Genomic DNA, 22758 nt, shown 5'->3' on the forward strand with positions numbered 1-22758 from the left:
CGTCGCAGGCCCTGCGACGCGGTCGTCTAAACTTCACAGCCTGATCCGCGCCGGCCGCTTGGCTTTCGGCGCTTTCGTCGTTTTGTGCTCCGCTTTCCACGGAAATCCGCATGCCCCACGCCGTCCCCGCTCCGCCCCTGCCCTCCACCGGTCATGCACGCGCCTGGTGGCGCGCGCCGGCCAGTCGCAGCGCCCTGGCGTGGGCGGTGCTGCAGGCGGCGCGAGCGCACGCGGGTCCGCTGCTGCTGGTCGCGCGCGACAACCACGGCGCTCACCAGCTCGAACACGACCTGCGCACGCTCGGCGGCGATGATTCCGATCTGCCCGTCGTGCCGTTCCCCGACTGGGAAACCCTGCCCTACGACCGCTTCAGTCCCCATCCGGACATCGTCTCGCAGCGACTGGCCGCGCTGCATCGCCTGCCGTCTCTGAAGCGCGGCATCGTCGTGGTGCCGGTGCAGACCCTGATGCAGCGCCTCGCGCCGGTGAAGCACATCGCCGGCAGCAGTTTCGACCTCAAGGTCGGGCAGACGCTCGATCTCGATGCCGAGAAGCGGCGCCTGGAAGCGGCGGGCTACGCGCACGTGCCGCAGGTCCACGACCCCGGCGATTTCGCCGTGCGCGGCGGCCTGCTCGACGTCTACCCGATGGGCGCCGACCAGCCCTACCGGATCGAACTGTTCGACGACGCGATCGAAACCATCCGCGCCTTCGATCCCGAGTCCCAGCGCTCGCTCGACAAGATCGAGGCCTTGCGCCTGCTGCCCGGGCGCGAGGTGCCGCTCGACGACGCGTCGACCACGCGCGCGATGGATGCGCTGCGCGAGCGTTTCGACATCGACACCCGCCGCAGCGGTCTGTACCAGGACCTCAAGGCCGGCGCGACGCCGGCCGGCATCGAGTACTACCTGCCACTGTTCTTCGAAACGCCGCGCCGTGCGCTGGCCGAGCGCGATGCCGCGGCGACCGCCACCGCGACGCTGTTCGACTACCTGCCGGCCAATGCCCTGCCGGTGATCGATGCCGGCACGACGGCCTGCAGCGACCAGTTCTGGGACCAGATCGCCCACCGTTACGACCAGCTGCGCCACGACATCGAACGCCCGCTGTTGTCGCCGGCCGAGCTCTGGCTGCCGCCGGACACGCTGCGCGAACGCTTGAACCAGGGCGTGCGCATCGAGGTCTGCGATGCGACGCATCCGCGCTTCGAGCAGGCCGGCAAGCTCGGCGAACAACCCGCGCCCGACCTCCCCGTCGCCGCGCGCGAGCAGTCCGCCGGCGCGGCTCTGTCGTCGTTCCTCGGCAGCTATCCGGGCCGCGTGCTCGTCGCCGCCGACACCGCCGGCCGCCGTGAAGCCTTGCTGGAGGTGCTGCACGCCGCTGACCTGCGGCCGACCGTGCTGCAGGATTTCACCGGCTTCGTCACCGGCGACACGCGCTTCGCGATCGCGGTGGCGCCGCTGGAGGACGGTTTCGCGCTGGACGTGCCGCAGGTCACGGTGCTCACCGAGCGCCAGCTGTTCCCCGACCGCGCCGCGCAGCCGCGGCGCCGCAGCAAGCGCGCGGGCCGCGATCCGGACACGATCATCCGCGACCTCGGCGAGCTCAGCGAGGGGTCTCCGATCGTCCACGAAGACCACGGTGTCGGCCGCTATCGCGGGCTGATCGTGCTCGAGGCAGGCGGCCAGCCCGGCGAATACCTCGACATCGAATATGCCAAGGGCGATCGCCTGTACGTGCCGGTCGCGCAACTGCATCTCGTCAACCGCTACTCGGGCGCGTCGCCGGAAACCGCGCCGTTGCATTCGCTCGGCGGCGAGGCCTGGACCAAGGCCAAGAAGAAGGCTGCCGACAAGGTCCGCGATGTCGCCGCCGAACTGCTGGAGATCCAGGCCAAGCGCCAGGCGCGCGCCGGCCTGGCGCTGGAAGTCGACCGCGCGATGTACGAGCCGTTCGCGGCGGCGTTCCCGTTCGAGGAAACGCCCGACCAGCACGCCGCGATCGAGGCGGTGATCCGCGACCTGGCCAGCAGCCAGCCGATGGACCGGGTGGTCTGCGGCGACGTCGGCTTCGGCAAGACCGAGGTCGCGGTGCGCGCGGCCTTCGTCGCCGCGGCTGCCGGCAAGCAGGTCGCCGTGCTGGTGCCGACGACGCTGCTGGCCGAGCAGCACTTCCGCAACTTCAGCGACCGCTTCGCCGACTGGCCGCTGCGCGTGGAAGTGCTCTCGCGCTTCAAGAGCACGAAGGAGATTTCGGCGGCACTCGACAAGGTCGCCGAGGGGCAGATCGACGTCATCGTCGGCACCCACCGCCTGCTGCAGAAGGACGTGCGCTTCAAGGAACTGGGCCTGGTCATCGTCGACGAGGAGCAGCGTTTCGGCGTGCGCCAGAAGGAGGCGCTGAAGGCGCTGCGCGCGAACGTGCATCTGCTGACCCTGACCGCGACGCCGATCCCGCGCACGCTCAACATGGCCATGGCCGGCCTGCGCGACCTGTCGATCATCGCGACGCCGCCGGCGCATCGCCTCGCGGTGCAGACCTTCGTCGTGCCCTGGGACGACGCGCAGCTGCGCGAGGCCTTCCAGCGCGAACTCAGCCGCGGCGGCCAGGTCTACTTCCTGCACAACGACGTCGAGAGCATCGGCCGCATGCAGCGGCAGTTGCAGGAACTGGTGCCCGATGCGCGCATCGGCATCGCCCACGGGCAGATGCCCGAGCGCGAGCTGGAGCGCGTGATGCTCGACTTCCACAAGCAGCGCTTCAACGTGCTGCTGTGCTCGACGATCATCGAGTCGGGCATCGATATTCCGAACGCCAACACCATCATCATCAACCGCGCCGACAAGTTCGGCCTCGCGCAGTTGCACCAGCTGCGCGGCCGCGTCGGTCGCTCGCATCACCGCGCCTACGCCTATCTGGTCACGCCCGACCAGCGCAGCATCACCAGCGATGCGAAGAAGCGGCTGGAAGCCATCGCATCGATGGACGAGCTGGGCGCCGGCTTCACCCTGTCGACCCACGACCTGGAGATCCGCGGCGCCGGCGAACTGCTCGGCGAAGGCCAGAGCGGCCAGATGGCCGAGGTCGGCTTCAGCCTCTACACCGAACTGCTGGAACGCGCGGTGCGCAGCATCCGCCAGGGCAAGCTGCCGGACGTCGACGAAGTGGAGGCGCGTGGCGCCGATGTCGAATTGCACGTGCCTGCGCTGATTCCCGAGGACTACCTGCCCGACGTGCACACGCGCCTGATGCTCTACAAGCGCGTCAGCGGTGCCCGGGATGCCGACAAGCTGCGCGAACTGCAGGTGGAGATGATCGACCGCTTCGGGCTGCTGCCCGACCCGGCGAAGCACCTGTTCCAGATCGCCGATCTCAAGCTGCAGGCCACCGCGCTGGGCCTGCGCAAGCTCGACCTCGGCGAAGCCGGCGGCCGCGTGCAGTTCGTCGAGAAGCCGAAGGTCGACCCGATGGCGGTCATCCGCCTCGTGCAGGGACAGCCGCAGCGCTACCGCATGGACGGGCCGGACAAGTTGCGCATCACCCTGGACCTGCCCGATGCGGAGACCCGCATGCAGGCGGCGCGCGGCCTGCTGATCGCGCTGGCGCCCGCACGCGCCGCGTGACCGCGCGGCCCGCGTACGGCCGACGCGTCAGCGCGCAGCCCCGGCCACCTCGCCGGTGCTGCGCAGGATCAGATCGGCCAGCGCGGCGTAGTCGCCGCCGAAGTGGTGGCCACCGGGCAGCGTGCGCACGGTAACGTGGCCCGGCGGCAGCCTGGCGCAGGTCGCGTCACTGTCGCCCTCGCCTTCGATGCACAAGGTGTGGTCGGCCGACAGGCGCAGGACTTCCGGCGCGATCTCCAGCGCGTCGTCGTCCCCGGCCGAGATCCAGTTGCCGACGTGGAACTCGAAGGATGCGCGCTTGCCCAGCCCCATCAGCACCGTGTGCGCGACGGTCGCGCGGGTCGCCGCCGGCAGCCGGTTGACCGCGAACGGCAGCACATCGGCGCCCTGCGAGTACCCGATCAGCAGCACGCGCGGACGCTGCCAACGCGCGGCGTAGGTGCGCACCACGCGGTCCAGATCGCCGGCGAGGCCGTCGGGCGTCCGCGCCGACCAGAAGTAGCGCAGCGAGTCGAAGCCGACGACCGGGATGCCGCGCGCGGCCAGCGCACCGGCGACCTCGGCATCCAGTCCCGCCCAGCCGCCGTCGCCACTGAGCAGCACGGCGAACACGGGTTGCGCGGCGCCGGTCGCCGGGACTTCGACCAGCGGCAGATCGCGAACGTCGGCCGGCGGCGGCGCGGGCTGCGTGCGCGCCGAGGCGGTGGCGAGTGCACGCACCGCGGCGACCAGCGGGGCGATCGCATCGCCATGCCCGCGCACCGCCGCGCCCGATGTCCCACCCGCGAAGGCCTGCAACGCGGGCAGCGCCCGCGCATCGCCCAATGCCAGCCACGGCGTCTGGAGCGCCGGCACCGCCTGCAGCGTCACGACCTTCGGCAACGGCGTCTGCGCGGCGAACAGCGTGCCCGCGCCCTTGCACGGTGGTTTTCCGAGCGCCAGCGTCGACAGCGGCCCAAGCGTGATCACGCCGGCGAAGACGCCGCGATCGGCCTGGGCCGCCATCGCGTAGACGATCGCCGCGCCGCCCCCCTGCCCCACCAGCACCGGCGGACGGTAATCGGGCAGTCGCGCATAGCCCTGCAGCCAGTGCGAGAGGTTCTCGAGGTCGCCGTCGGGGAATGCGCAAGGGCCGGTGTCCTTCGCGAACGCGGCCTGCAGACGCGCCACGTCGATCGCCGCGACCAGTGCGCCGTCCCGCGCCAGCGCCTGCGCCTGAGCAACCGCAGGCTTGTCGCCTGCGCCGAGCAGCAGCACGGTATGCGTCGCCGCCTTCGCCGGGCGCGTCACCGCGATGTCCTGGAAAAACCCGTGGCTGACGCGCTCCTGCGCGGCCACCGGCATCGCGATCAGCAGCGCGCACACGCAGGTCCAGAGTCGTCTCATTTCGTCAGTACTCCCCGATAGCCACCCGCGACCAGCGCCGCCGCATCGGCCAGCACCAGCAGTGGCGCGACGCCGCCCGGCGATGCCAGATAACGCGCCTGCCAGTGCGGATCGAACTTGTCCTTGAACGCGCGCAGGCCGCGGAAGTTGTAGAACTGCTCACCGCGCGCGAACAGCAGCCGTCCCATGCGATGCCAGTTCGGTGCCAGCGCATGCGCGGCCATGCCCGACAGCGGCGCCATGCCGAGGCCGAACTGCACGTAGCCGGCCGCGGCAAGATGCTGCAACAGCCGTGCGAACAGGAAATCCATCGCGCCGGAGGGCGCGTCGGGCACGTGCCGCATCAGATCGATGCTGGCCTCGGCATCGCCACGCGCGGGATCGCCGGCCACCAGCAGGCTCGCGAACGCAACGATGCGATCGCCATCTCGCACCACCGCAACGGGGTTGCGCGCGATGTAGTCGGCATCGAACGCACCGATCGAGAAACGCTTCTCCGCTGCGCGATGCTCGCCGAGCCAGGCATCGGACACGGCGCGCAAGGCCGGTACCAGGGCGGGCACGTCGGCGATATCGACGATCGCGAAGGTCAGGCCTTCGCGCTCGGCCCGGTTCACCGCGGTACGCAGATTGCCGCGCCGCTTGCCCTGCAGCGAGAACCCGGCCAGCGGCACGCTCGCGTACTCGCCGAGCTTGAACAGCCGCAGACCCGCGTCGAGATACAGCGGCAGCGCATCCTGGCCGACCTGGTAGAAACAGCCGCGCGCGCCGGCGTCGCGGGCGAGTTCAAGGAAGCGCCAGACCAGCTCCGGCCAGGAGTCGCGCGGGCCGACGGGGTCGAACAGCGCGATCCACGAGCGGCCCTGGCGGCCGTACATCAGGAACGCATCGCCCGTCTCGGAGAACAGCAGATGCTTGTCGCCTGTGAGCACCAGGCCCGCATCGGCCTGCGACTGCGTGCGCAGGATCGCCTGCGCCTGCGCGAGCTGTGCGGCGTCGGGCAAGGGCGGCGCGGGCATGCCCGGACGCACGAGCTGGCGCAATGCCAGCACCAGCGCGACGACCGCCACGGCGACCATCGCGCGCAGCGAGCGCGGCGCCTCGCCCGACACCGCGAACTGCCACCACAGCTGGTGCGCGTAGGCGACGTCGCGATACGCGAAGAACAGCAGCCCGGTCACCGCGATGCAGATCACCGCCATCGCCAGCAGCCAGCCGCCGGTGAACGGCACCGCCAGCAGCGACGCGCGGCGCTTGAACGACCGGCGCGAGGCCAGCAGGGCGACCAGCAGCGCCGACAGCACCACCGCTTCGGTCAGCGCCAGGCCCTTGGGCAGGGCGAACAGCAGCGCCAGTGCCACCAGCACCACCGCCGCCCACCAGGCCGCGTCGAGCCGCCGCAGCAACGCCCGCGCGACGAACAGCAGCAGCACGCCGATGATCGAACTGAGGAAGTGCGCCGCCTCCACCAGCGGCAGTGGCAGCACCTGCAGCGTCTGCAGGGCGCGCCCGGTGGCCGGGATCGCACCGGAGACCAGCAGCATCACCGCGGCGACCAGCGTCGCCCCGGCCAGCACGCGCGGCGCCATGCCCGACAGGAAGCGTCGCGCCGGCGTGGCCAGCTGCCCGCTCTCGTGGGCGATCAACACCCCCAGCGCGATCAGCAACGGCAGCACGTAATAGACCAGCCGGTACAGCACCAGGGCGCCGGCCAGCTCGCCCGCCGGCACGCTGCTGCCGAGCGCGACCAGCATCACCGCTTCGAACACGCCCAGGCCGCCGGGCACGTGACTGATCACACCGATGACGACCGCTGCCGCATAGAAGCCGAGGAAGGTCGCGAAGCCCACGGCGCCTTCGGGCAACAGCAGCCACAGGACCGCGGCAGCGGCGGTGATGTCGAGCACCGACAGCGCCAGTTGCGTCCATGCCAGTCGCGGCGACGGCAGGCGCAGGCGGCCCATGCGGCCACGCACCTGGCACAGCACCAGCACCAGCAGCACCGCACCCATCGCGACCGCGCCGCACGCGGCGACCGCCCAGGCCGGCAGGCGCAACAACGGCGCGAGCGCGGTCGCGTCCCACCACAGGCCCGCACCGCCGACCGCGCAGGCGCCCAGGCCGAAGACCAGCGCGTTGAAGACGATCGCGCGCGAAACGACCGCAGGCTCCACGCCGGCCGCGCCGTAGAGCCGCATCCGCACCGCGCCACCGGTGAACACGCCCAGCCCGATCGTATTGCTCAGTGCGTAGGCCACGCAGGCGGTCTTGGCGATGGTGCGCGCGGGCACGCGCGCGCCGACGTAGCGCAGCGAACTGGCGTCGTATCCGACCAGCGCGGCGAAGCTGACGGCCGTCGCCAGCGCCGCCAGCGCGATGCGCGACGCAGGCGTGGCCTCGATCGCGGCGACGATGTCCTGGTAGCGCAGCTCGTGCCAGAAGCCACGCAGCGCGACGACCAGCAGAGTGCCGATGGCGAGGACACCGAGGCCGATCACGATCGGGCGCAGCGTGTCTGCATGCGCGAGCACGCGCGCGGTCAGAGCCTGCAGCGAACGCCGGAACGACACCGCCATGCGAACCCCTCGCCTGCGTCCGCCCGATTGCGGACGCGATGGCGGCGGAGCATACACCTGCGGCGCCCGGGCGGTGTCGCTGTCAGCCCGGCTCGCGGCCCACTAGACTTCTGCGATGCACACGAGCTCCAGGGACCTGACGATTCGCGAATGCGGTGCTACCGAGACCGCAGCGCGCGATGCCCTGATCACCCGCGCGTTTCGCGATGCGCCGCACGCAGATGGGACGGAGGCGGCGATTGCCGCAGCGCTGGAGGCACGCGGCAAGGCGTCGGTCTCGCTGCTGGCCTTGCATGCCGGAGTGGTGGTCGGCTGTGTGCTGACCTCACCGGTGACCCTGTCCGATGGCACGCCCGGCTGGCACGGACTCGGACCGATCGCGGTCGAGCCGGCCCTGCAGCAACAGGGCATCGGCATCGCGCTGATGGAGGCGGCTTTGGCGCGCCTGCGGGCGATCGGCGCGGCCGGCTGCGTGCTGCTCGGCGATCCGGCGTACTACGCGCGCTTCGGTTTCATCACCGACCCGCGACTGCAGCTGCCCGGCGTGCCGCCCGGATACTTCCAGTGCCTGTCCTTCGGCGCTGCGATACCGACGGCCGAGGTGCGTTACGACGCGGCCTTCGACGCCGGCTGAGTGCCCTGCTGCCCGCTCAAAGCCGCGAGAACGACCAGGACTGCATGCGCCCGTCGCGATACGGCATCACGCCGTGGAATGCGCGCGCATCGTCATCGAACACCAGTGGCAGGAACTGGCGGTCGCCTTCCCACAGCGGCAGTTCGAGGATGCGGTCGACGTCGACCCACTCCAGCGTGCCTTCCGGATTGGAGGTCATCGGCGTGCCGCTCCAGCCGTCGATCACGAACAGGAAGCCCAGCCAGTCCTCGCCGTGCTTGCCGAAGCCCGGCCAGCTGATCGTGCCACGCAGGGTCATCGCCTCGCAGGTGATGCCGGCCTCTTCCATGATCTCGCGGCGCATGCCGGCGACGACATCCTCGTCCGGCTCGACCTTGCCGCCGAGGCCGTTGTACTTGCCCAGGTGATGGTCGCCGGGCCGCGCGTTGCGATGGATCATCAGCACCTGGCGACGATCGGGCGAGAGCACGTAGCCCAACGTGGCGACGATCGGGGTATAGGGCATGCGCAGGTCCGGCGACGTGGAAGCCGGCCATTGTAGCGAGCCGCCGTGTGCGGCCCGGGGCCGCTACCCGCGCATCGCGCGCATGCGGTCGAGCACCGATTTCAGCGCCAGCGGCCGCACCGGCTTGGGCAGCAGCGACAGACCGGTCTCCAGCGCGTCGCCCCGGACGACGCCGGTATCGTCGGCGCTGACGATCAGCGTGGGCCGCGCGCCGAAGCGCGCGCCGAGTCGCGCATGCAGCGCGATGCCGGTATCGCCGTCGTCGAGGTGGTAGTCGAACACCCACAGGTCCGCCTGCATGGCCGACATCGCCGCTTCGGCGGCTGCGCCGTCGGTGACCGCATCGACCGCACAACCCCAGCCGCGCAGCAGTGTCGCCATCGCGGCGAGCGCGGCCGGATCGTTGTCGACGACCAACACACGCGCACCGCCCAGGCCTGCGCGTGTCGCGGGCACATCGGCGCGGCCCGCCATCGTGCGCGGCACCGCGATCGAGAACGCGGTGCCGCGCGCCATGCGGCTGCGCACCGCGATGGGCGCCTGCAACAGGCGCGCGATGCGATCGGCGATCGCCAGACCGAGGCCCAGCCCCTGCCCCGCCGCGCCGTCACCGCGGCGGAACTCCTCGAAGATCAGCGACTGCTGCGCCTCGGGAATGCCGGGACCGGTGTCGTGGACCTCGATGCGCACCTGCGTGCCGTGTCGACGCACGCCGATCAGCACTGTGCCGGTGCGCGCATAACGCACCGCGTTGCCGAGGAAGTTCTGCAGCACGCGACGCAGCAACTGCGGGTCGCTGTCGACCCACACGCGCGTGCGGACGCAGCGGAATGCCAGACCCCGTTCGGCGGCCAGCGCGGCGAATTCGGAGGCCAAGGGTTCGAGCACCTCGGACAGGGGAAACGCGCGCCGCTGCGGGACCAGACCACCGGCCTCCAGCCGCGACATGTCGAACAGCCCGGTCAACAGATCGCTGGTCGAATCCAACGCGCCGCGCAGCTGACGCAGGCGCGGTTCGACATCATCCGGCACCTGCTGCGACAGCGCGTCGGTGAACAGCTGCGCCGCATGCAGCGGCTGCATCAGATCGTGTCCCACCGCGGTCAGGAAGCGGGTCTTGGCGAGATTAGCGCGCTCGGCCTCGCGTCGCGCCTGGTCCAGACTGTCGGTGCGTTCGGCGACGCGCTGCTCGAGCGTCTCGTTCGACAGACGCAATGCGTGTTCGGTCTGCCGGAACGCGGTGACGTCGGTGAAGGTCGCGACGAAGCCGCCACCGGGCATCGGGTTGCCGCGGATCTCGATCACATGCCCGCCGGGCACGACGCGCTCGGCGACGTAGGGCGTGCCGGCGCGCATGTGGCGCAGGCGCTTGTCGACCTCGCGTTCCACATCGACGCGTCCGATCAGGCCGCTGGCGACGTTGTGGCGCACCAGCGTCGCGACCTCGACGCCGACGCGCAGCAGCGACGGCGGATACCCGAACAGCTCGGCATAGCGCGTGTTCCAGGCGACCAGCCGCAACTGCTCGTCGACCACACTGATGCCCTGGGTCATGTTCTCCAGCGCCGCTTCGAGCACACGCTGGTTGAAGCGCAGGTCCTGCGAGGCCTCGCCGACGATCGCGGCGACGGTGTCGAAATCCGGGCCGGCATCGCGCCGGGCCGCATCGAGCAGCAGCCGCGCCGACGCCGCGCCGAGCACCGCCGACAGTTCGCGTTCCAGCCGCGCCTGCATGCGCCGCGGCACCGGCCCCTGCGCCGGCGCGCCCTGCAGCAACTCGTCGACGCGCGTGGCGGACAGGAACCTTCGCCCCGCATTCGCCAGCGTCTGCCGGTTCGCCCCCGGCCGGCGACGCCGCGCAGCGGCATCATCGACCGGCGTGCGCCAGGACAGCAGCAGCGTCACCAGGGTGCCGACGAACAGGCTGGTGCCGACCGCGCGACCCAGGCGGCTCCAGCCGGTCAGCCCGAACAGGCCTTCGGGCGATAGCCACGCCAGCGCCGACGGCCAGCCGTGCCAGTCGCCCGGCCCGAGCATCGGCACCAGCATCACCCACGCCCAGGCGAGGAACGCGGCGAGCACGCCGACCAGCGCGGCGAATGGTGGCGTCTGTGGACGCAGCACCGCGAACCCGAGCGCCGGCACCAGCGTCGCCAGCGCCGAGAACGAGACCGCACCGACATCGGCTAGCGCATCGTTGCCGCTGACCAGCCGGCTGTAGCTCCAGCCCAGCAGCATGATCGCGACGATCACCGCGCGCCGCAGCAGCAACAGCGCGCCGCGGTGGTCGTCGACGTCGCCGCGCGACCACGCGCTGCGCAGCAGACCCGGCGCGAACCAGTGGTTGCCGATCATCAGGCTCAACGTCAGCGTGCTGACGATCACCATGCCGGTCGCCGCGCTCAGGCCGCCGAGGAACACCACCAGCGCCAGGTCCTCCTGCCCCATCGCGAGCGGCAGCGCGAGCGCGTACATGTCCGACGACACCGTGTCGCCAAGCAGCGCTGTGCCGGCACGCGCCAGCGGCAGCATCGGCAGCGCGATCAGCAGCAGGTACAGCGGGAAGCGCCAGCGCGCCGCGCGCACGTGCGCTTCGTCGCGGCACTCGACCACGCCCACGTGGAACTGGTGCGGCATGATGAACATCGCCGCCGCGCCCAGCAGCACCAGCGGTACGAAACCACCCGCGCCGCCGACCGGCGAGACCGGCGCCAGCGACGCGGCCGCAGGCAGGCCGCGCAGCCCGAACCAGACGAACAGGCCCAGCGCGAGCATCGCGGCCAGCTTGAACAGCGACTCGAACGCCATCGCCAGCACCAGCCCGCGGTTGTGCCCGGCCGCACTCGCCCGCCGGGTGCCGAACAGCATCGTGAACAAGGCCATCGCGAGCGCGACGTACAGCGCGCTGTCCTGCCACGGCGCCACGGTGCCCGTCTGCGCCTGCTGCCGGCCGAGCAGCGTGGCGTAACTCATCGCCACGGCCTTGAGCTGCAGTGCGATGTAGGGCACCAGCCCCAGCGTCACGACCAAGGTGACCGTCGCCGCCAGCCACGCGTCGCGCCCGAGACGCGAGGCGATCAGGTCCGCAAGCGAGGTCGCATTGCTGTCGCGCGCCAGCCGCACCAGCCGCAGCAGCACCGGCCAGGCGAGCAGATGAAACAGGATCGCGCCGAGGAACGTCGGCGGCAGCGGCCAGCCGTACCGCGCGGCCTGCGTGACCGTGCCGTAGAACGTCCACGAGGTGCAGTGCACCGCCAGCGACAGCACGTAGATGTGGCGCCAGCGCGTGCCCAGCGCATCGGGATGCCGTTCGCCGTACACCGCGGCGGCGAACATCGCGGCCAGCCACAGACCGACCGCGGCAACGACGACGCCGACGCTCAACATGCCGTTCGCCACCCGCGTGTTGTCGATGCCGTTCTCAAGACACAGCGCCCCCTTCGATCCGCCGGCGAGCATAGCGCGGCACGCACGCATCGCCCGACGCACGAAGGCCGCCCGCAGGCGGCCTTCGCATCGTCATCGTGTCGGGCCCGGTCAGAAGTTGTAGCGCACCGACACGTACCAGTTGCGCGGCCAGCCGTAGTACGCGGTCTGGATGTTGCCGACGCTGGCGAACTCCTGGCCTTCGACCTTGTAGGTCCTGTCGGTCAGGTTGCGCACGCCGGCGCGCACTTGCCAGGTGTACTGCGGCGAATCCCACACGCCATAGGCGCCGACCAGGGTGTAGGCGTCCTGGCTGAGGTTGGCGCGGTTGTCGACCGACAGCCAGGTCTCGCTGCGGTAGGACACGTCGCCGCCCACGCTCACCATGCCGCCGTTGGCGAGCGGGAAGCCCTGCTGCAGCGCCACGCGCGCGGTCCACTCGGGCGAGAACGGCACGTGGTCGTGGTTGACGTTGGGGTCGAAGCCCGGATACGACGGGTCGAGACGGAAATCCTCGAACGACTTGTACTGCGCATCCAGATAGCCGATCTGCGCGCTCAGCGTCGTGTGGTCGGCCAGGCGTGCGCTGCCTTCGAACTCGATGCCCTTGATCTCCAGCTCCGCGGCGTTGAGCACCGGGAACGTGCCCACGTCCTGCGACACGCGCGCCTGGAAATCCTTGTACTCGCTCCAGAACGCCGCGACGCTGCCGCGCAGGCGGTTGTCCGACGAGCTGCCCTTCATGCCGACCTCGTAGGTCCACACGAATTCGGGATCGAAGTCCGGTGCGGCGGCATCGGCCCGCGAATTGGCGCGACCGTTGAAGCCACCCGACTTGAAGCCGCGATTCGCCGAGACGTAGCCCATCAGATTGTCGGAAAACGCCTTCTGCAGGCTCACCGACGGCGTCCACGCGGTCCAGCTCTTCTTCGCGCTGAAAGCGACGGTCTCGTTGAGCGCGCTCAGCGGCGCCCCCCAGAACGTGCTGGTGCTGCGGTCGTAGTCCTTGGTATCGCGCGTCCAGCGCAGGCCGGCGGCGAGCGTCCAGGTCGGCACGAACTCCCAGTTGGCGTGTGCGAAGGCGGCGACGCTTTCGGTCTCGAGATCGTCGGCGATCGTGCGCAGGAACGGCACGCGCGTGCCGGCAAATGCGAACAGGTCGTCGGTGTAGGCCTCCTGGTAGGACGGCACCTTCTCCTTCATGTAGTAGGCGCCGAACGTGGTCTGCAGGTTGCTGCCGTTGTCGTACTGCAGCTGGAATTCCTGGCTGAACTGGTTCTGGTCCAGCGCCACCAGCACATCGCCGAGTTCGAACTCCGACGCGTCGATGTCGATGTAGGAGTGTGTTTCCAGCTCGCGGTAGGACGTGATGCTCTTGAACCGCAACGCGTCGTCGAGATCCCATTCGGCCGACAGCGAGATGCCCGAATGCTTCAGTTCCTGTCCCTGGTCGGGTGCGAACGAGGTCCGCGCGGTGAAGTCGAACTCGCCCGTCGGCGCCGGCAGCAGCGTCACCGTGCCGAGCGCCAGATCGGTGCGGCGCAGCGGCGCGGTCGGGCGGCCGAGCGACAGCGCGGCGTCCTGCTTCGTGTGGTCGATCGACAGCGTGGCGCGGAAGTCGTCGGTCGGCTGGAACGCGATCTTGCCGCGGACCGCGCGGGTGTCGTCGTCGTTGTAGTGCTTGCCGCTGACGCGGTCGCGGATGAAGCCGTCGTTGGTCAGCCAGGCGCCGGCGAAGCTGGCGGCGACGGTGTCGCTGAGCTGGCCGGAGACATAGAAGCGCCCTTCCGCGCGGCCGTGATCGCCGCCGGTCAGTTCGACCGCGCCGCCGGTGTCGTCGAAGGGATTCTTGGTGGTGACCTTGATCGCGCCGCCGGTGGAATTCTTGCCGTACAGCGTGCCCTGCGGGCCGCGCAGCACTTCGACCTGCTGCACGTCGAACAGCGAGAACAGCGCACCGTTGATGCGCGAGTAGTAGACGTCGTCGACGTACAGACCCACGCCCGGGTCGAAGGTCTGCAGCGCGTCGGGCTGGCCGATGCCGCGGATGAAGGCGTTGACGCTGTTGGCCGAGCCGCGGCCCTGCACGATGTTGAGGTTGGGCACCGCGCCCTGCAGGCCGTCGATGTTGTTGGCCTGCAGGTCCTTGAGCTGTTCCTCGCCGAAGGCGCTGACCGCGACCGGCACGTCCTGGATCGACTCGCTGCGGCGGCGCGCGGTGACGGTGATCGAGTCGAGCGTGGTCGCCTCGCTCGCCGGTGTCGCGGCGCCGGTCGACGGCGTCTGCTGTGCGTGGACCGCCGGCACTGCCAGCCCCAGGCCGACGGCCAGGCTCAGTGCCGTGTGCCGGATCGTGTTGCGCTTCATGTGTCCCCTCCCACGGGTCGCAAGGTCGTGCGGCACGGTGCCGCCCGATCGCAAGACTAGGGAGTGCCGCGGCGCGGCGGCATCGTACCTTCGGACAATGGCCGCGCCCGGACGCGCTGCCGACACTGCGGACCGTCCGGCCATGCGGCCGCCGCACTCGTGGAACCCGATGGACTTTCTGATCGTACTGGGCGCGCTGGTCTTCCTGATGGTGGTCGCCTACCGCGGCTACAGCGTGATCCTGTTCGCACCGATCGCCGCGATGGGCGCGGTGCTGTTGGTCGATCCGACGCTGGTCGCGCCGATGTTCACCGGACTGTTCATGGACAAGATGGTGGGCTTCCTCAAGCTCTATTTCCCGGTGTTCGTGCTGGGCGCGGTGTTCGGCAAGCTGATCGAACTGTCGGGCTTCTCCAAATCGATCGTCGCCGCGACCATCCGGCTGTTCGGCCCGAAGCAGGCGATGCTGTCGATCGTCGTGGTCTGCGCGCTGCTGACCTACGGCGGCGTGTCGCTGTTCGTGGTGGTGTTCGCGGTGTACCCGTTCGCCTCGGAACTGTTCCGCCAGAGCGACATTCCCAAGCGCCTGATTCCCGGCACCATCGCGCTCGGTGCCTTCACCTTCACCATGGACGCGCTGCCGGGCACGCCGCAGATCCAGAACATCATCCCGACCGCCTTCTTCGGCACCGACGCCTGGGCCGCGCCCGTACTCGGCACGCTGGGCGGCGTCTTCATCCTCGTCGTCGGCATGACCTATCTGGAATGGCGCCGGCGCGTGGCGCAGCGCGCCGGCGAAGGCTACGGCGACCCGGCCACGCTGCTCAACGAACCCGCGCCGTTCGCAGGCGGCGCGCTGGCGAATCCGCTGATCGCACTGCTGCCACTGGTGCTGGTGGGCGTGAGCAACATCGTCTTCACCCGCTGGATTCCGACGCTGTACGGCGACACGCACAGCTTCATTCCCGCGGTGATCGGCAACCCGCCGCCGGTGACCCAGGAAGTGGGCAAGATCGCCGCGATCTGGGCCGTGCAGGGCGCGTTGCTGGTCGGCATCGTCGCGGTGCTGCTGTTCGCATGGAAGCCGGTGTTCACGCGCTTCGCCGAAGGCACGAAGGCCGCGATCGGCGGCGCCCTGCTGGCATCGATGAACACCGCGTCCGAGTACGGCTTCGGCGCGGTCATCGCCGCCCTCCCCGGTTTCCTGCTGGTGACAAAAGGCCTGGGCTCGATCTCCGACCCGTTGGTCAACGAAGCGGTCACGGTGACCGCGCTGGCCGGCATCACCGGTTCCGCGTCCGGTGGCATGGGCATCGCGCTGGCGGCCATGTCGGAGACCTTCATCGCCAATGCGAATGCGGTGGGCATCCCGATGGAAGTCCTGCACCGCGTCGCGTCGATGGCGTCGGGGGGCATGGACACGCTGCCGCACAACGGCGCGGTGATCACCCTGCTGGCCGTGACCGGCCTGACCCACCGGCAGGCCTACAAGGACATCTTCGCGATCACCCTGATCAAGACCGCGGCGGTGTTCGCGATCATCGGGCTGTACTACGCGACCGGCTGGGTCTGACGCGGGACCCGTTCAATCTCCTGCTGCGCTTGCCGGCTGGCGCGTGTGCGGTGCCCGGAATGCGCACGTACGACACGTACGCTGCGCTTCCTGCGCTCCACCACGCGTCATCCGGCTGCGCTCGCGACGAATCTTGAACGGGTCCTCAAAGCACTTGACGCGCGAACTGCACGATCGCCTGCAGCGGCAATGCACCAGACTGGCGCGCGATCTCGCGGCCGCCGGCGAACAGCACCAGTGTCGGAATGCTGCGGATGTGGAAGCGGCCGGCGAGCACCGGTTCCGCTTCGGTGTCGACCTTGGCCAGCACCACATGCGGCACCAGCTGCGCAGCCGCCTGCTCGAACGCCGGTGCCATCTGGCGGCACGGGCCGCACCAAGGCGCCCAGAAATCCACCAGCAGCGGCAGGTCCGACTGCAGCGCATGCGTTTCGAACGTGCCCTGCGTCAGCGCGAACGGATGCGCCGGCAGCAAGCCCTCGCGGCATCGGCCGCAGGTCGGCGCATCGCCGAGACGTGCACGGGGCACGCGGTTGCGGGTGTGGCAGTGCGGACAGGCGACGACGGCGGAGTCGGTCATGGTGAGCGGTCACGTGGAGAACGTCTGCCGAGCATGCACGCGGCGGTGTCACGATCGGGGCAGGACATCGTCATGTCGGGGCTTAAGGTCACCGAGGACGCGCCCTTCTCGTCATTCCGGCGAACGCCGGAATCCAGCAACTTCCACCGGGTCGGTCAAGGTTCCACCGGGAAGGAAAGTGCCCCTAGGCCACTGCATTCCGGCGTCCGCCGGAATGACGAGAGACCTGGAATGCACACTCAGGCCGGTGGCAGCAGGCGCTCGATCAGCGCCTGATAGAGACCCGGCAGCGCTTCGAGATCGGCGACGCGGATCTGTTCGTCGATCTGGTGGATGCTCGCGTTGACCGGCCCGATCTCGATGCACTGCGCACCCAGCGGCGCGATGAAACGCGCATCCGATGTGCCGCCGCCGGTGCTTTCCTCCGGCGCGCGCCCCAGATGCGCGGCCAGCACCTCGCGCGCCGCGGCCCGCAGCGGGCCTTCGGGCGTGTAGAACGGTTCGCCGCTGCGGTGCCAGTCGATCGCGTAATCGAGTCCATGGCGGTCCAGCAGCGCGGCGCTCTCCGCTTCGAGCTTCGGCGCATCCCACAGCGGCGTGTAGCGCAGATTGAAGTGCACGGTCGCGGTGCCGGGAATGACGTTGGTCGCGCCGGTGCCGGCGGCGATGTTGCTGATCTGCAGGCTGGTCGGCGGGAAGGATTCGTAACCGTCGTCCCAGCGTCGTGCGACGAGTTCGGCTAGCGCAGGCGCCGCGTCGTGGATCGGGTTGCGCGCCTTGTCCGGATAGGCGACATGCCCCTGCACGCCACGCACCGTGAGTTTGCCCGACAGACTGCCACGCCGGCCGACGCGCAGCAGATCGCCGAGCGTCTCCGTCGAAGACGGTTCCCCGGTGATGCACCAGTCGATGCGCGTGCCGCGTGCGGAGAAGGTCTTCGCGACGCGGCGCACGCCGTCGATCGCATCGCCTTCCTCGTCGGAGGTCAGCAAGAGCGCCAACGTGCCGACATGATCGGGATGCGCGGCGACGAAGCGTTCGGCCGCGACGACGAAGGCCGCGACGCCGCTCTTCATGTCGGCCGCGCCGCGTCCGTAGAGCACGCCGTCGCGAATCTCCGGCGCGAACGGATCCGATGTCCAAGCCTCGACCGGCCCGCTCGGCACCACGTCGGTATGTCCCAGCAGCACCAGCACCGGCGCGCCCTGCCCGTGCGTCGCCCAGAGATTGTCGACCGCGCCGAAGCGCAGCGACTCGATCGCGAAGCCTGCGGCTTCGAGACGCGCGGCGATCAGCGCCTGGCAGCCCGCGTCATCGGGCGTGACCGAATTGCGGGCGATCAGATCGCAGGTGAGATCCAGGACGTTGGACATGCAGACCTCAGTCGATCCCGAAACGCTTCTTGAAGCCGTTGTCGCTGAAGCCCTGGCTGATCCCGCCATCGGCGGTGACGACCAGCGGACGGCGGATCAGTTGCGGATACTCGCGCAGCAACAGCTTCCACTCCGCATCACTGGCCGCGGCCTTGCGGTTCTCCGGCAACTGGCGCCACGTGGTCGAGGATTTGTTGATCATCGCCTCGAAGCCACCAAGCTTGCCGGCCCATTCCACCAGCGTCTCCGGCGTCGGCTTGTGGTCGCGATAGTCGACGAAGCTGTAGGCAACGCCGAAGCGGTCGAGCCACTTCGTCGCCTTTTTGCAGGTGTCGCAGTTCTTCAGGCCGTAGACGGTCGCGCTCATGGCGTTCAGTCCGCCAGACCGCGCAGCAGGTCGTTGACGCTGGTCTTGCTGCGGGTCTTCTCGTCGACCTGCTTGACGATCACCGCGCAGTACAGGGAATGCGAGCCGTCCTTCGCCGGCAACTGGCCCGACACGACCACGCTGCCCGGCGGCACGTAGCCGTAGCTGATCTTGCCGGTGGCGCGGTTGTAGATGCGCGTGGACTGCCCGATGAAAACGCCCATGCCGATCACGCTGTGATGGCCGACGACGACGCCTTCGACCACTTCCGAACGCGCGCCGATGAAGCAGTGGTCCTCGATGATCGTCGGGCTGGCCTGCAGCGGTTCGAGCACGCCGCCGATGCCGGCACCGCCCGACAGATGCACGTGCCTGCCGATCTGCGCGCAGGACCCGACCGTCGCCCAGGTGTCGACCATCGTGCCTTCGCCGACGTAGGCGCCGATGTTGACGAAGCTCGGCATCAGCACGACATCACGGCCGAAGTAGGTGCCACGGCGCACGGCCGCGCCCGGCACCACGCGCACGCCGGCGGCCTTGAACTTCGCTTCGTCGTAACCGGCAAAGCGCGCCTCGACCTTGTCCCAGAACGGCGCCGGATGTGCGTCGATCACCGCCATGTCGTTGCTGCGGAAATACAGCAGCACGGCTTTCTTCAGCCATTCGTTGACCTGCCAGCCGCCGTTGCCGTCCGGCTGGGCGACACGCAGCTCTCCCGATTCCAGGCCCGTCATCGCCTGCTCGACCGCCGGTTTGACGACATCGCCGATCTCGGCGGCGGTCAGTTCGGCACGACGCGCGAAGGCGTCCTCGATGGTGGTCTGCAGGCTCTGGGTCATGTGGGGAACTTCGTGGGGAAAAACGGGGCGTTATCGTGCCATGTCGCCGTCGATCGACGCGAGCAGCGCGGCGCGCAGCGTGTCCTGCGTGTCCTCGTCCAGCAGACGGCCGGCGCTGTCGCTGAGCCGGAACACGTCCTCGACGCGTTCGCCGAACGTGGCCACGCGCGCGTCGTGCACGCGCACGCCATGCTGGCGCAGCACATGGGCGACATCGGCCAACAGGCCCGGGCGGTCGGTGCAGACCAGGCTGAAGACCGTGTGCCGGCCATCGGCGCTGGCGTTGAACTCGATACGCGGCGGCACGCGGAAGTGCCGCAGGTGCCGCGGCTGCGCGCGCCGTGCGGGGCGCAAATCGAGCGAACCCGACAGCACGGGGGTGAGCTTGCGTTCGATCGCGCCGAGTTCCAGCGACTGGCGCGTGTCGGCCGGCAGCACCTGGAAGACGTCGAAAATCGTGCCGCCGGGGCCGTCCAGCGCGCGCGCCTGCTGGATCACCAGCCCCAGCCGGTCGAGCGTGATGACGATGGCCGAGAACAGGCCGTCGCGGTCGGGCGAATGCACGAAGACTTCCAGCGCCTGCGCGCCCGCCTGCAGCCGCCGCACACGCACCACGACGTCGCCGTCGACGGTGTCGCGCAGGCCCAGCGCCTGCCAGACGACCTGGTCGGCGCGGCCGCGCAGGAAGCTCTCCTGCGGAATGCGCGTGAACAGTGCATCGGCTTCGGTGTCGCCCACGCCATGCGCCGACAGCAGCCCGCGCGCGCGGTCGCGCGCCTCGGCGATGCGCTCGATCGCGGCGACCGGATTCTCGAGGCCGCGCCGCAACGCCAGCCGCGTCGCGCTGCGCAGATCGGTCAGCAACCGGTCCTTCCACGCATTCCACAGCTTGGGCGAGGTGCCGGCGATGTCGGCGCAGGTCAGCAGGTACAGATAGTCGAGACGCTCGCGGTCGGCGACCTCGGTCGCGAACTTGTGGATCACCGCCGGATCGGAGATGTCGAGCTTCTGCGCGCTGGTCGACATCAGCAGGTGGCGCTTGACCAGCCATTCGACGAGCGCGGTGTCGGTCTCGCCGAGTCCGTGGCCTTCGCAGAATTCGCGCGCATCGACGGCGCCGAGTTCGGAATGGTCGCCGCCACGGCCCTTGGCGATGTCGTGGAACAGGCCGGCGATCAGCAGCAGCTCGGGCTTGCGCAGTTGCGGCCAGACTTCGTGCGCACTGGAAAAACGCTCGTCCGGCGCCTCCGACGCGAAGCTGGCGATATTGCGCAGCACCGCCAGCGTGTGCTGGTCGACCGTGTAGACGTGGAACAGGTCGAACTGCATGCGTCCGGTGACGTTCGCGAATTCGGGAATCCAGACACCCAGCACGCCCAGGCGCGCCATGCGTTCGAGCGTGCGGACGGGGATCGGCCCGCGCAGTAGACCCAGGAACTGCTCGCGCAGTTCGGGCGACGCGGTGCGCCACGACGGCAGCGCGTGCAGCGATTCGGCCAGTGCGCGCGCGGTCTGCGAATGCAGGCCGCGCAGTTCCTGGTGATCGGCCCACATCGCGAACAGATCGAACACGCGGCTGATGTCGCCACCCGGCCAGACATCGTCGCGTGCTACGAGATAGCCGCGCTGGCTGCCGAACTCGGCATCGAGCGGCTGCAGCATGCCCTCGCCTTCAATCTGTTCCTCAAAGCGCTGCAGCATGCGCTCGCTGATGCGCTGGACCACCGCGGCGCTGCGGTAGAACTCCTGCATCATCTTCTCGACCAGCGGGTTGTCCGCCTCCTCGACGTGATGCAGGCGCGCGGCGAGGATCTTCTGGTAGTCGAAGCGCAGCCGCTCCTCGGCCTTGCCGGCGACGAGGTGCAGCCCGAAGCGCAGGCGCGACAGCGTGCGCCGCTCGCGTTCCAGCGTCGCGTGTTCGTCGACGCCCAGCTGCCCGAGCGCGATCAGCTCCTCGGTGCCGTAGACGCCCAGCACGCGCCGCGCCATCCAGCGCAGGTTCTGCACGTCGCGCAGGCCACCGGGCCCGTCCTTGATATTGGGTTCGAGGTTGTCGGCCGTATCGCCGAAACGCGCGTGGCGCATCTCGAGTTCGCGGCGTTTGGCATGGAAGAAATCGTCGGCCGGCCAGACCTTCGTGTCGGCGATCGCGTCCATCAACGCGCGGACCTCGCCGATGTTGGCCAGCAGCGGGCGCGCTTCCAGCAGCGCGGTCAGCACCGTGACGTCCTCGGCGGCGCGCGTGCATTCCTCGAAACTGCGCACGGCATGCCCGACCGGCAGGCCGAAGTCCCACAGCAGTGCGAGCATGCGGCCCAACGCTTCGGCGTGTTCGGCCTGCGCCTCGGACGAGGCGATCACCAGCAGGTCGATGTCCGAATGCGGAAACAGTTCGCCGCGGCCGTAGCCGCCGACCGCGAACAGCGCCAGCGGCGCGTCGCCGGGAATGCTGCGCGCCCAGGCCTTGCGTACCCAGCCGTCGACGGCATTCGCACGTGCGGCCAGCAGCCGGTCGATGTGCTGGCCGGCGTCGAAGCCCTGCGCCAGCCGCGCGTCATGGGCCGCAAGCGCGGCGCGCGCCTCCGCCACCCATGCCGTGTCGCCGCAGTCGGCGCCGGGGACCTGGGTGGCGGTGCGCTCGCCCACGTCAGAGGAACGCGTCGTTGTCGTCGCCCGGAATGCGGGTCAGCACGTCGACGCCAGTGGCGGTGACCGCGACCGTATGCTCCCACTGCGCGGAGAGCTTGCGGTCCTTGGTGACGACGGTCCAGCCGTCGGGCAGCACCTTGGTGAAGCGCGTGCCCTCGTTGATCATGGGCTCGATCGTGAAGGTCATGCCTTCCTTGAGCACGACGCCGGCACCGGGCGTGCCGTAGTGCAGCACCTGCGGCTCGTCGTGATAGACCTTGCCGATGCCGTGGCCGCAGTACTCGCGCACCACGCTGAAGCGCTCGCTCTCGGCGTACTTCTGGATCGCGTGGCCCACATCGCCCAGCGTCGCGCCGGGCTTGACCTCGCGGATGCCGCGCCACATCGCCTCGCGCGTGACCTCGACCAGGCGCCGCGCCATCACCGACGGCGTGCCGACGAAATACATGCGGCTGGTGTCGCCGTGCCAGCCGTCCTTGATGACGGTGACGTCAATGTTGATGATGTCGCCGTCCTTGAGCACCTTCGACTCGCTCGGGATGCCGTGACAGATGACGTTGTTGGCCGAGATGCACGTCGTCTTGGGGTAGCCCTTGTAGCCGACGTTGGCCGGAATGGCGCCCTGCACACGGATGATGTGGTCGTGGCAGATCCGGTCCAGCTCGTCGGTGGTCACGCCGGGCTTCACGTGCGGCGCAACGATCTGCAGCACCTCGGCGGCCAGCCGGCCGGCGATGCGCATCTTCTCGATGTCTTCGGGCGTCTTGGTATGGATGCTCATTGCGTCATTATCGCTGAATTCGCCGCTCGCATCGTGGATGGGGGGCCTTTACCGGCACGTTCGTCCGGAGAGTGGGACC

Annotated in this window: 14 protein-coding genes; 3 read left to right on the top strand and 11 right to left on the bottom strand. The window is 69.6% G+C overall.

Features of this window, described 5'->3' with window-relative positions; genetic code table 11:
- The first annotated feature begins 110 nt into the window (after window positions 1-110).
- Complete coding sequence (gene mfd / locus E2F49_RS05380; RefSeq protein ID WP_133392898.1) at window positions 111-3623, top strand: transcription-repair coupling factor; 3513 nt, start codon at window positions 111-113, stop codon at window positions 3621-3623.
- A gap of 27 nt (window positions 3624-3650) precedes the next feature.
- Here mfd and E2F49_RS05385 read toward each other — a convergent pair whose 3' ends face one another.
- The gene (locus E2F49_RS05385; protein WP_133392899.1) at window positions 3651-5009 is read right to left on the bottom strand and encodes a virulence factor family protein; all 1359 of its coding nucleotides are present in this window, start codon (window positions 5007-5009) and stop codon (window positions 3651-3653) included.
- Entirely contained in the window at window positions 5006-7585 is a 2580-nt protein-coding gene (mprF, locus tag E2F49_RS05390; protein WP_133392900.1) for a bifunctional lysylphosphatidylglycerol flippase/synthetase MprF, read from the bottom strand. The genes E2F49_RS05385 and mprF overlap by 4 nt, the downstream gene beginning before the upstream one ends.
- Window positions 7586-7700: 115 nt before the next feature.
- Between mprF and E2F49_RS05395 the strand changes: the two genes are divergently transcribed.
- Window positions 7701-8219, top strand: a complete 519-nt coding sequence (locus tag E2F49_RS05395; RefSeq protein ID WP_133392901.1) for a GNAT family N-acetyltransferase — start codon at window positions 7701-7703, stop codon at window positions 8217-8219.
- A 16-nt stretch (window positions 8220-8235) separates the two neighbouring features.
- On the opposite strand, the gene E2F49_RS05400 is transcribed toward E2F49_RS05395, so the two are convergent.
- From E2F49_RS05400 to E2F49_RS05410, 3 genes are all read right to left on the bottom strand, one after another.
- Window positions 8236-8724: an NUDIX hydrolase gene (locus tag E2F49_RS05400; RefSeq protein WP_133392902.1), complete on the bottom strand. Its 489-nt coding sequence runs from the start codon at window positions 8722-8724 to the stop codon at window positions 8236-8238.
- 63 nt (window positions 8725-8787) lie between these two features.
- Window positions 8788-12111, bottom strand: coding sequence for a PAS-domain containing protein (locus E2F49_RS05405; protein ID WP_133392903.1), 3324 nt, complete (start codon window positions 12109-12111; stop codon window positions 8788-8790).
- Window positions 12112-12261: 150 nt separating this feature from the next.
- Window positions 12262-14517: a TonB-dependent receptor gene (locus E2F49_RS05410; RefSeq protein WP_133392904.1), complete on the bottom strand. Its 2256-nt coding sequence runs from the start codon at window positions 14515-14517 to the stop codon at window positions 12262-12264.
- 169 nt (window positions 14518-14686) lie between these two features.
- On the opposite strand from E2F49_RS05410, the gene E2F49_RS05415 reads away from it, so the two are divergent.
- Complete coding sequence (locus tag E2F49_RS05415; RefSeq protein WP_133393468.1) at window positions 14687-16090, top strand: GntP family permease; 1404 nt, start codon at window positions 14687-14689, stop codon at window positions 16088-16090.
- Between the two features lie 145 nt (window positions 16091-16235).
- Here E2F49_RS05415 and trxC read toward each other — a convergent pair whose 3' ends face one another.
- The 6 genes from trxC to map all read right to left on the bottom strand — a co-directional run bounded on the left by trxC (window position 16236) and on the right by map (window position 22679).
- Window positions 16236-16670 (bottom strand): thioredoxin TrxC, encoded by a 435-nt coding sequence (gene trxC, locus E2F49_RS05420; RefSeq protein WP_133392905.1) that lies wholly within the window; start codon window positions 16668-16670, stop codon window positions 16236-16238.
- Window positions 16671-16909: 239 nt separating this feature from the next.
- Entirely contained in the window at window positions 16910-18043 is a 1134-nt protein-coding gene (dapE, locus tag E2F49_RS05425) for a succinyl-diaminopimelate desuccinylase (RefSeq protein ID WP_133392906.1), read from the bottom strand.
- A 7-nt stretch (window positions 18044-18050) separates the two neighbouring features.
- Window positions 18051-18410: an arsenate reductase gene (locus E2F49_RS05430; protein ID WP_133392907.1), complete on the bottom strand. Its 360-nt coding sequence runs from the start codon at window positions 18408-18410 to the stop codon at window positions 18051-18053.
- Between the two features lie 5 nt (window positions 18411-18415).
- The gene (dapD, locus tag E2F49_RS05435; RefSeq protein WP_133392908.1) at window positions 18416-19249 is read right to left on the bottom strand and encodes a 2,3,4,5-tetrahydropyridine-2,6-dicarboxylate N-succinyltransferase; all 834 of its coding nucleotides are present in this window, start codon (window positions 19247-19249) and stop codon (window positions 18416-18418) included.
- 30 nt (window positions 19250-19279) lie between these two features.
- Window positions 19280-21895, bottom strand: a complete 2616-nt coding sequence (glnD, locus tag E2F49_RS05440) for a [protein-PII] uridylyltransferase (protein WP_133392909.1) — start codon at window positions 21893-21895, stop codon at window positions 19280-19282.
- 1 nt (window position 21896) lies between these two features.
- Complete coding sequence (gene map, locus E2F49_RS05445) at window positions 21897-22679, bottom strand: type I methionyl aminopeptidase (protein WP_055248722.1); 783 nt, start codon at window positions 22677-22679, stop codon at window positions 21897-21899.
- Window positions 22680-22758: the final 79 nt, after the last annotated feature.

This window comes from Luteimonas terrae (genome assembly GCF_004358165.1).
GTDB lineage: Bacteria > Pseudomonadota > Gammaproteobacteria > Xanthomonadales > Xanthomonadaceae > Luteimonas > Luteimonas terrae.

What these genes read in the sequence shown, in the direction of transcription:
- E2F49_RS05415 (WP_133393468.1), top strand. Translation starts at nt 14,687, where the DNA reads ATGGACTTTCTGATCGTACTGGGCGCGCTGGTCTTCCTGATGGTGGTC.
- E2F49_RS05405 (WP_133392903.1), bottom strand. Translation starts at nt 12,111, where the DNA reads ATGTTGAGCGTCGGCGTCGTCGTTGCCGCGGTCGGTCTGTGGCTGGCC.
- dapE (WP_133392906.1), bottom strand. Translation starts at nt 18,043, where the DNA reads ATGTCCAACGTCCTGGATCTCACCTGCGATCTGATCGCCCGCAATTCG.
- E2F49_RS05430 (WP_133392907.1), bottom strand. Translation starts at nt 18,410, where the DNA reads ATGAGCGCGACCGTCTACGGCCTGAAGAACTGCGACACCTGCAAAAAG.
- mfd (WP_133392898.1), top strand. Translation starts at nt 111, where the DNA reads ATGCCCCACGCCGTCCCCGCTCCGCCCCTGCCCTCCACCGGTCATGCA.
- dapD (WP_133392908.1), bottom strand. Translation starts at nt 19,249, where the DNA reads ATGACCCAGAGCCTGCAGACCACCATCGAGGACGCCTTCGCGCGTCGT.
- trxC (WP_133392905.1), bottom strand. Translation starts at nt 16,670, where the DNA reads ATGACCGACTCCGCCGTCGTCGCCTGTCCGCACTGCCACACCCGCAAC.
- E2F49_RS05395 (WP_133392901.1), top strand. Translation starts at nt 7,701, where the DNA reads ATGCACACGAGCTCCAGGGACCTGACGATTCGCGAATGCGGTGCTACC.
- map (WP_055248722.1), bottom strand. Translation starts at nt 22,679, where the DNA reads ATGAGCATCCATACCAAGACGCCCGAAGACATCGAGAAGATGCGCATC.
- E2F49_RS05400 (WP_133392902.1), bottom strand. Translation starts at nt 8,724, where the DNA reads ATGCCCTATACCCCGATCGTCGCCACGTTGGGCTACGTGCTCTCGCCC.
- E2F49_RS05385 (WP_133392899.1), bottom strand. Translation starts at nt 5,009, where the DNA reads ATGAGACGACTCTGGACCTGCGTGTGCGCGCTGCTGATCGCGATGCCG.
- E2F49_RS05410 (WP_133392904.1), bottom strand. Translation starts at nt 14,517, where the DNA reads ATGAAGCGCAACACGATCCGGCACACGGCACTGAGCCTGGCCGTCGGC.
- mprF (WP_133392900.1), bottom strand. Translation starts at nt 7,585, where the DNA reads ATGGCGGTGTCGTTCCGGCGTTCGCTGCAGGCTCTGACCGCGCGCGTG.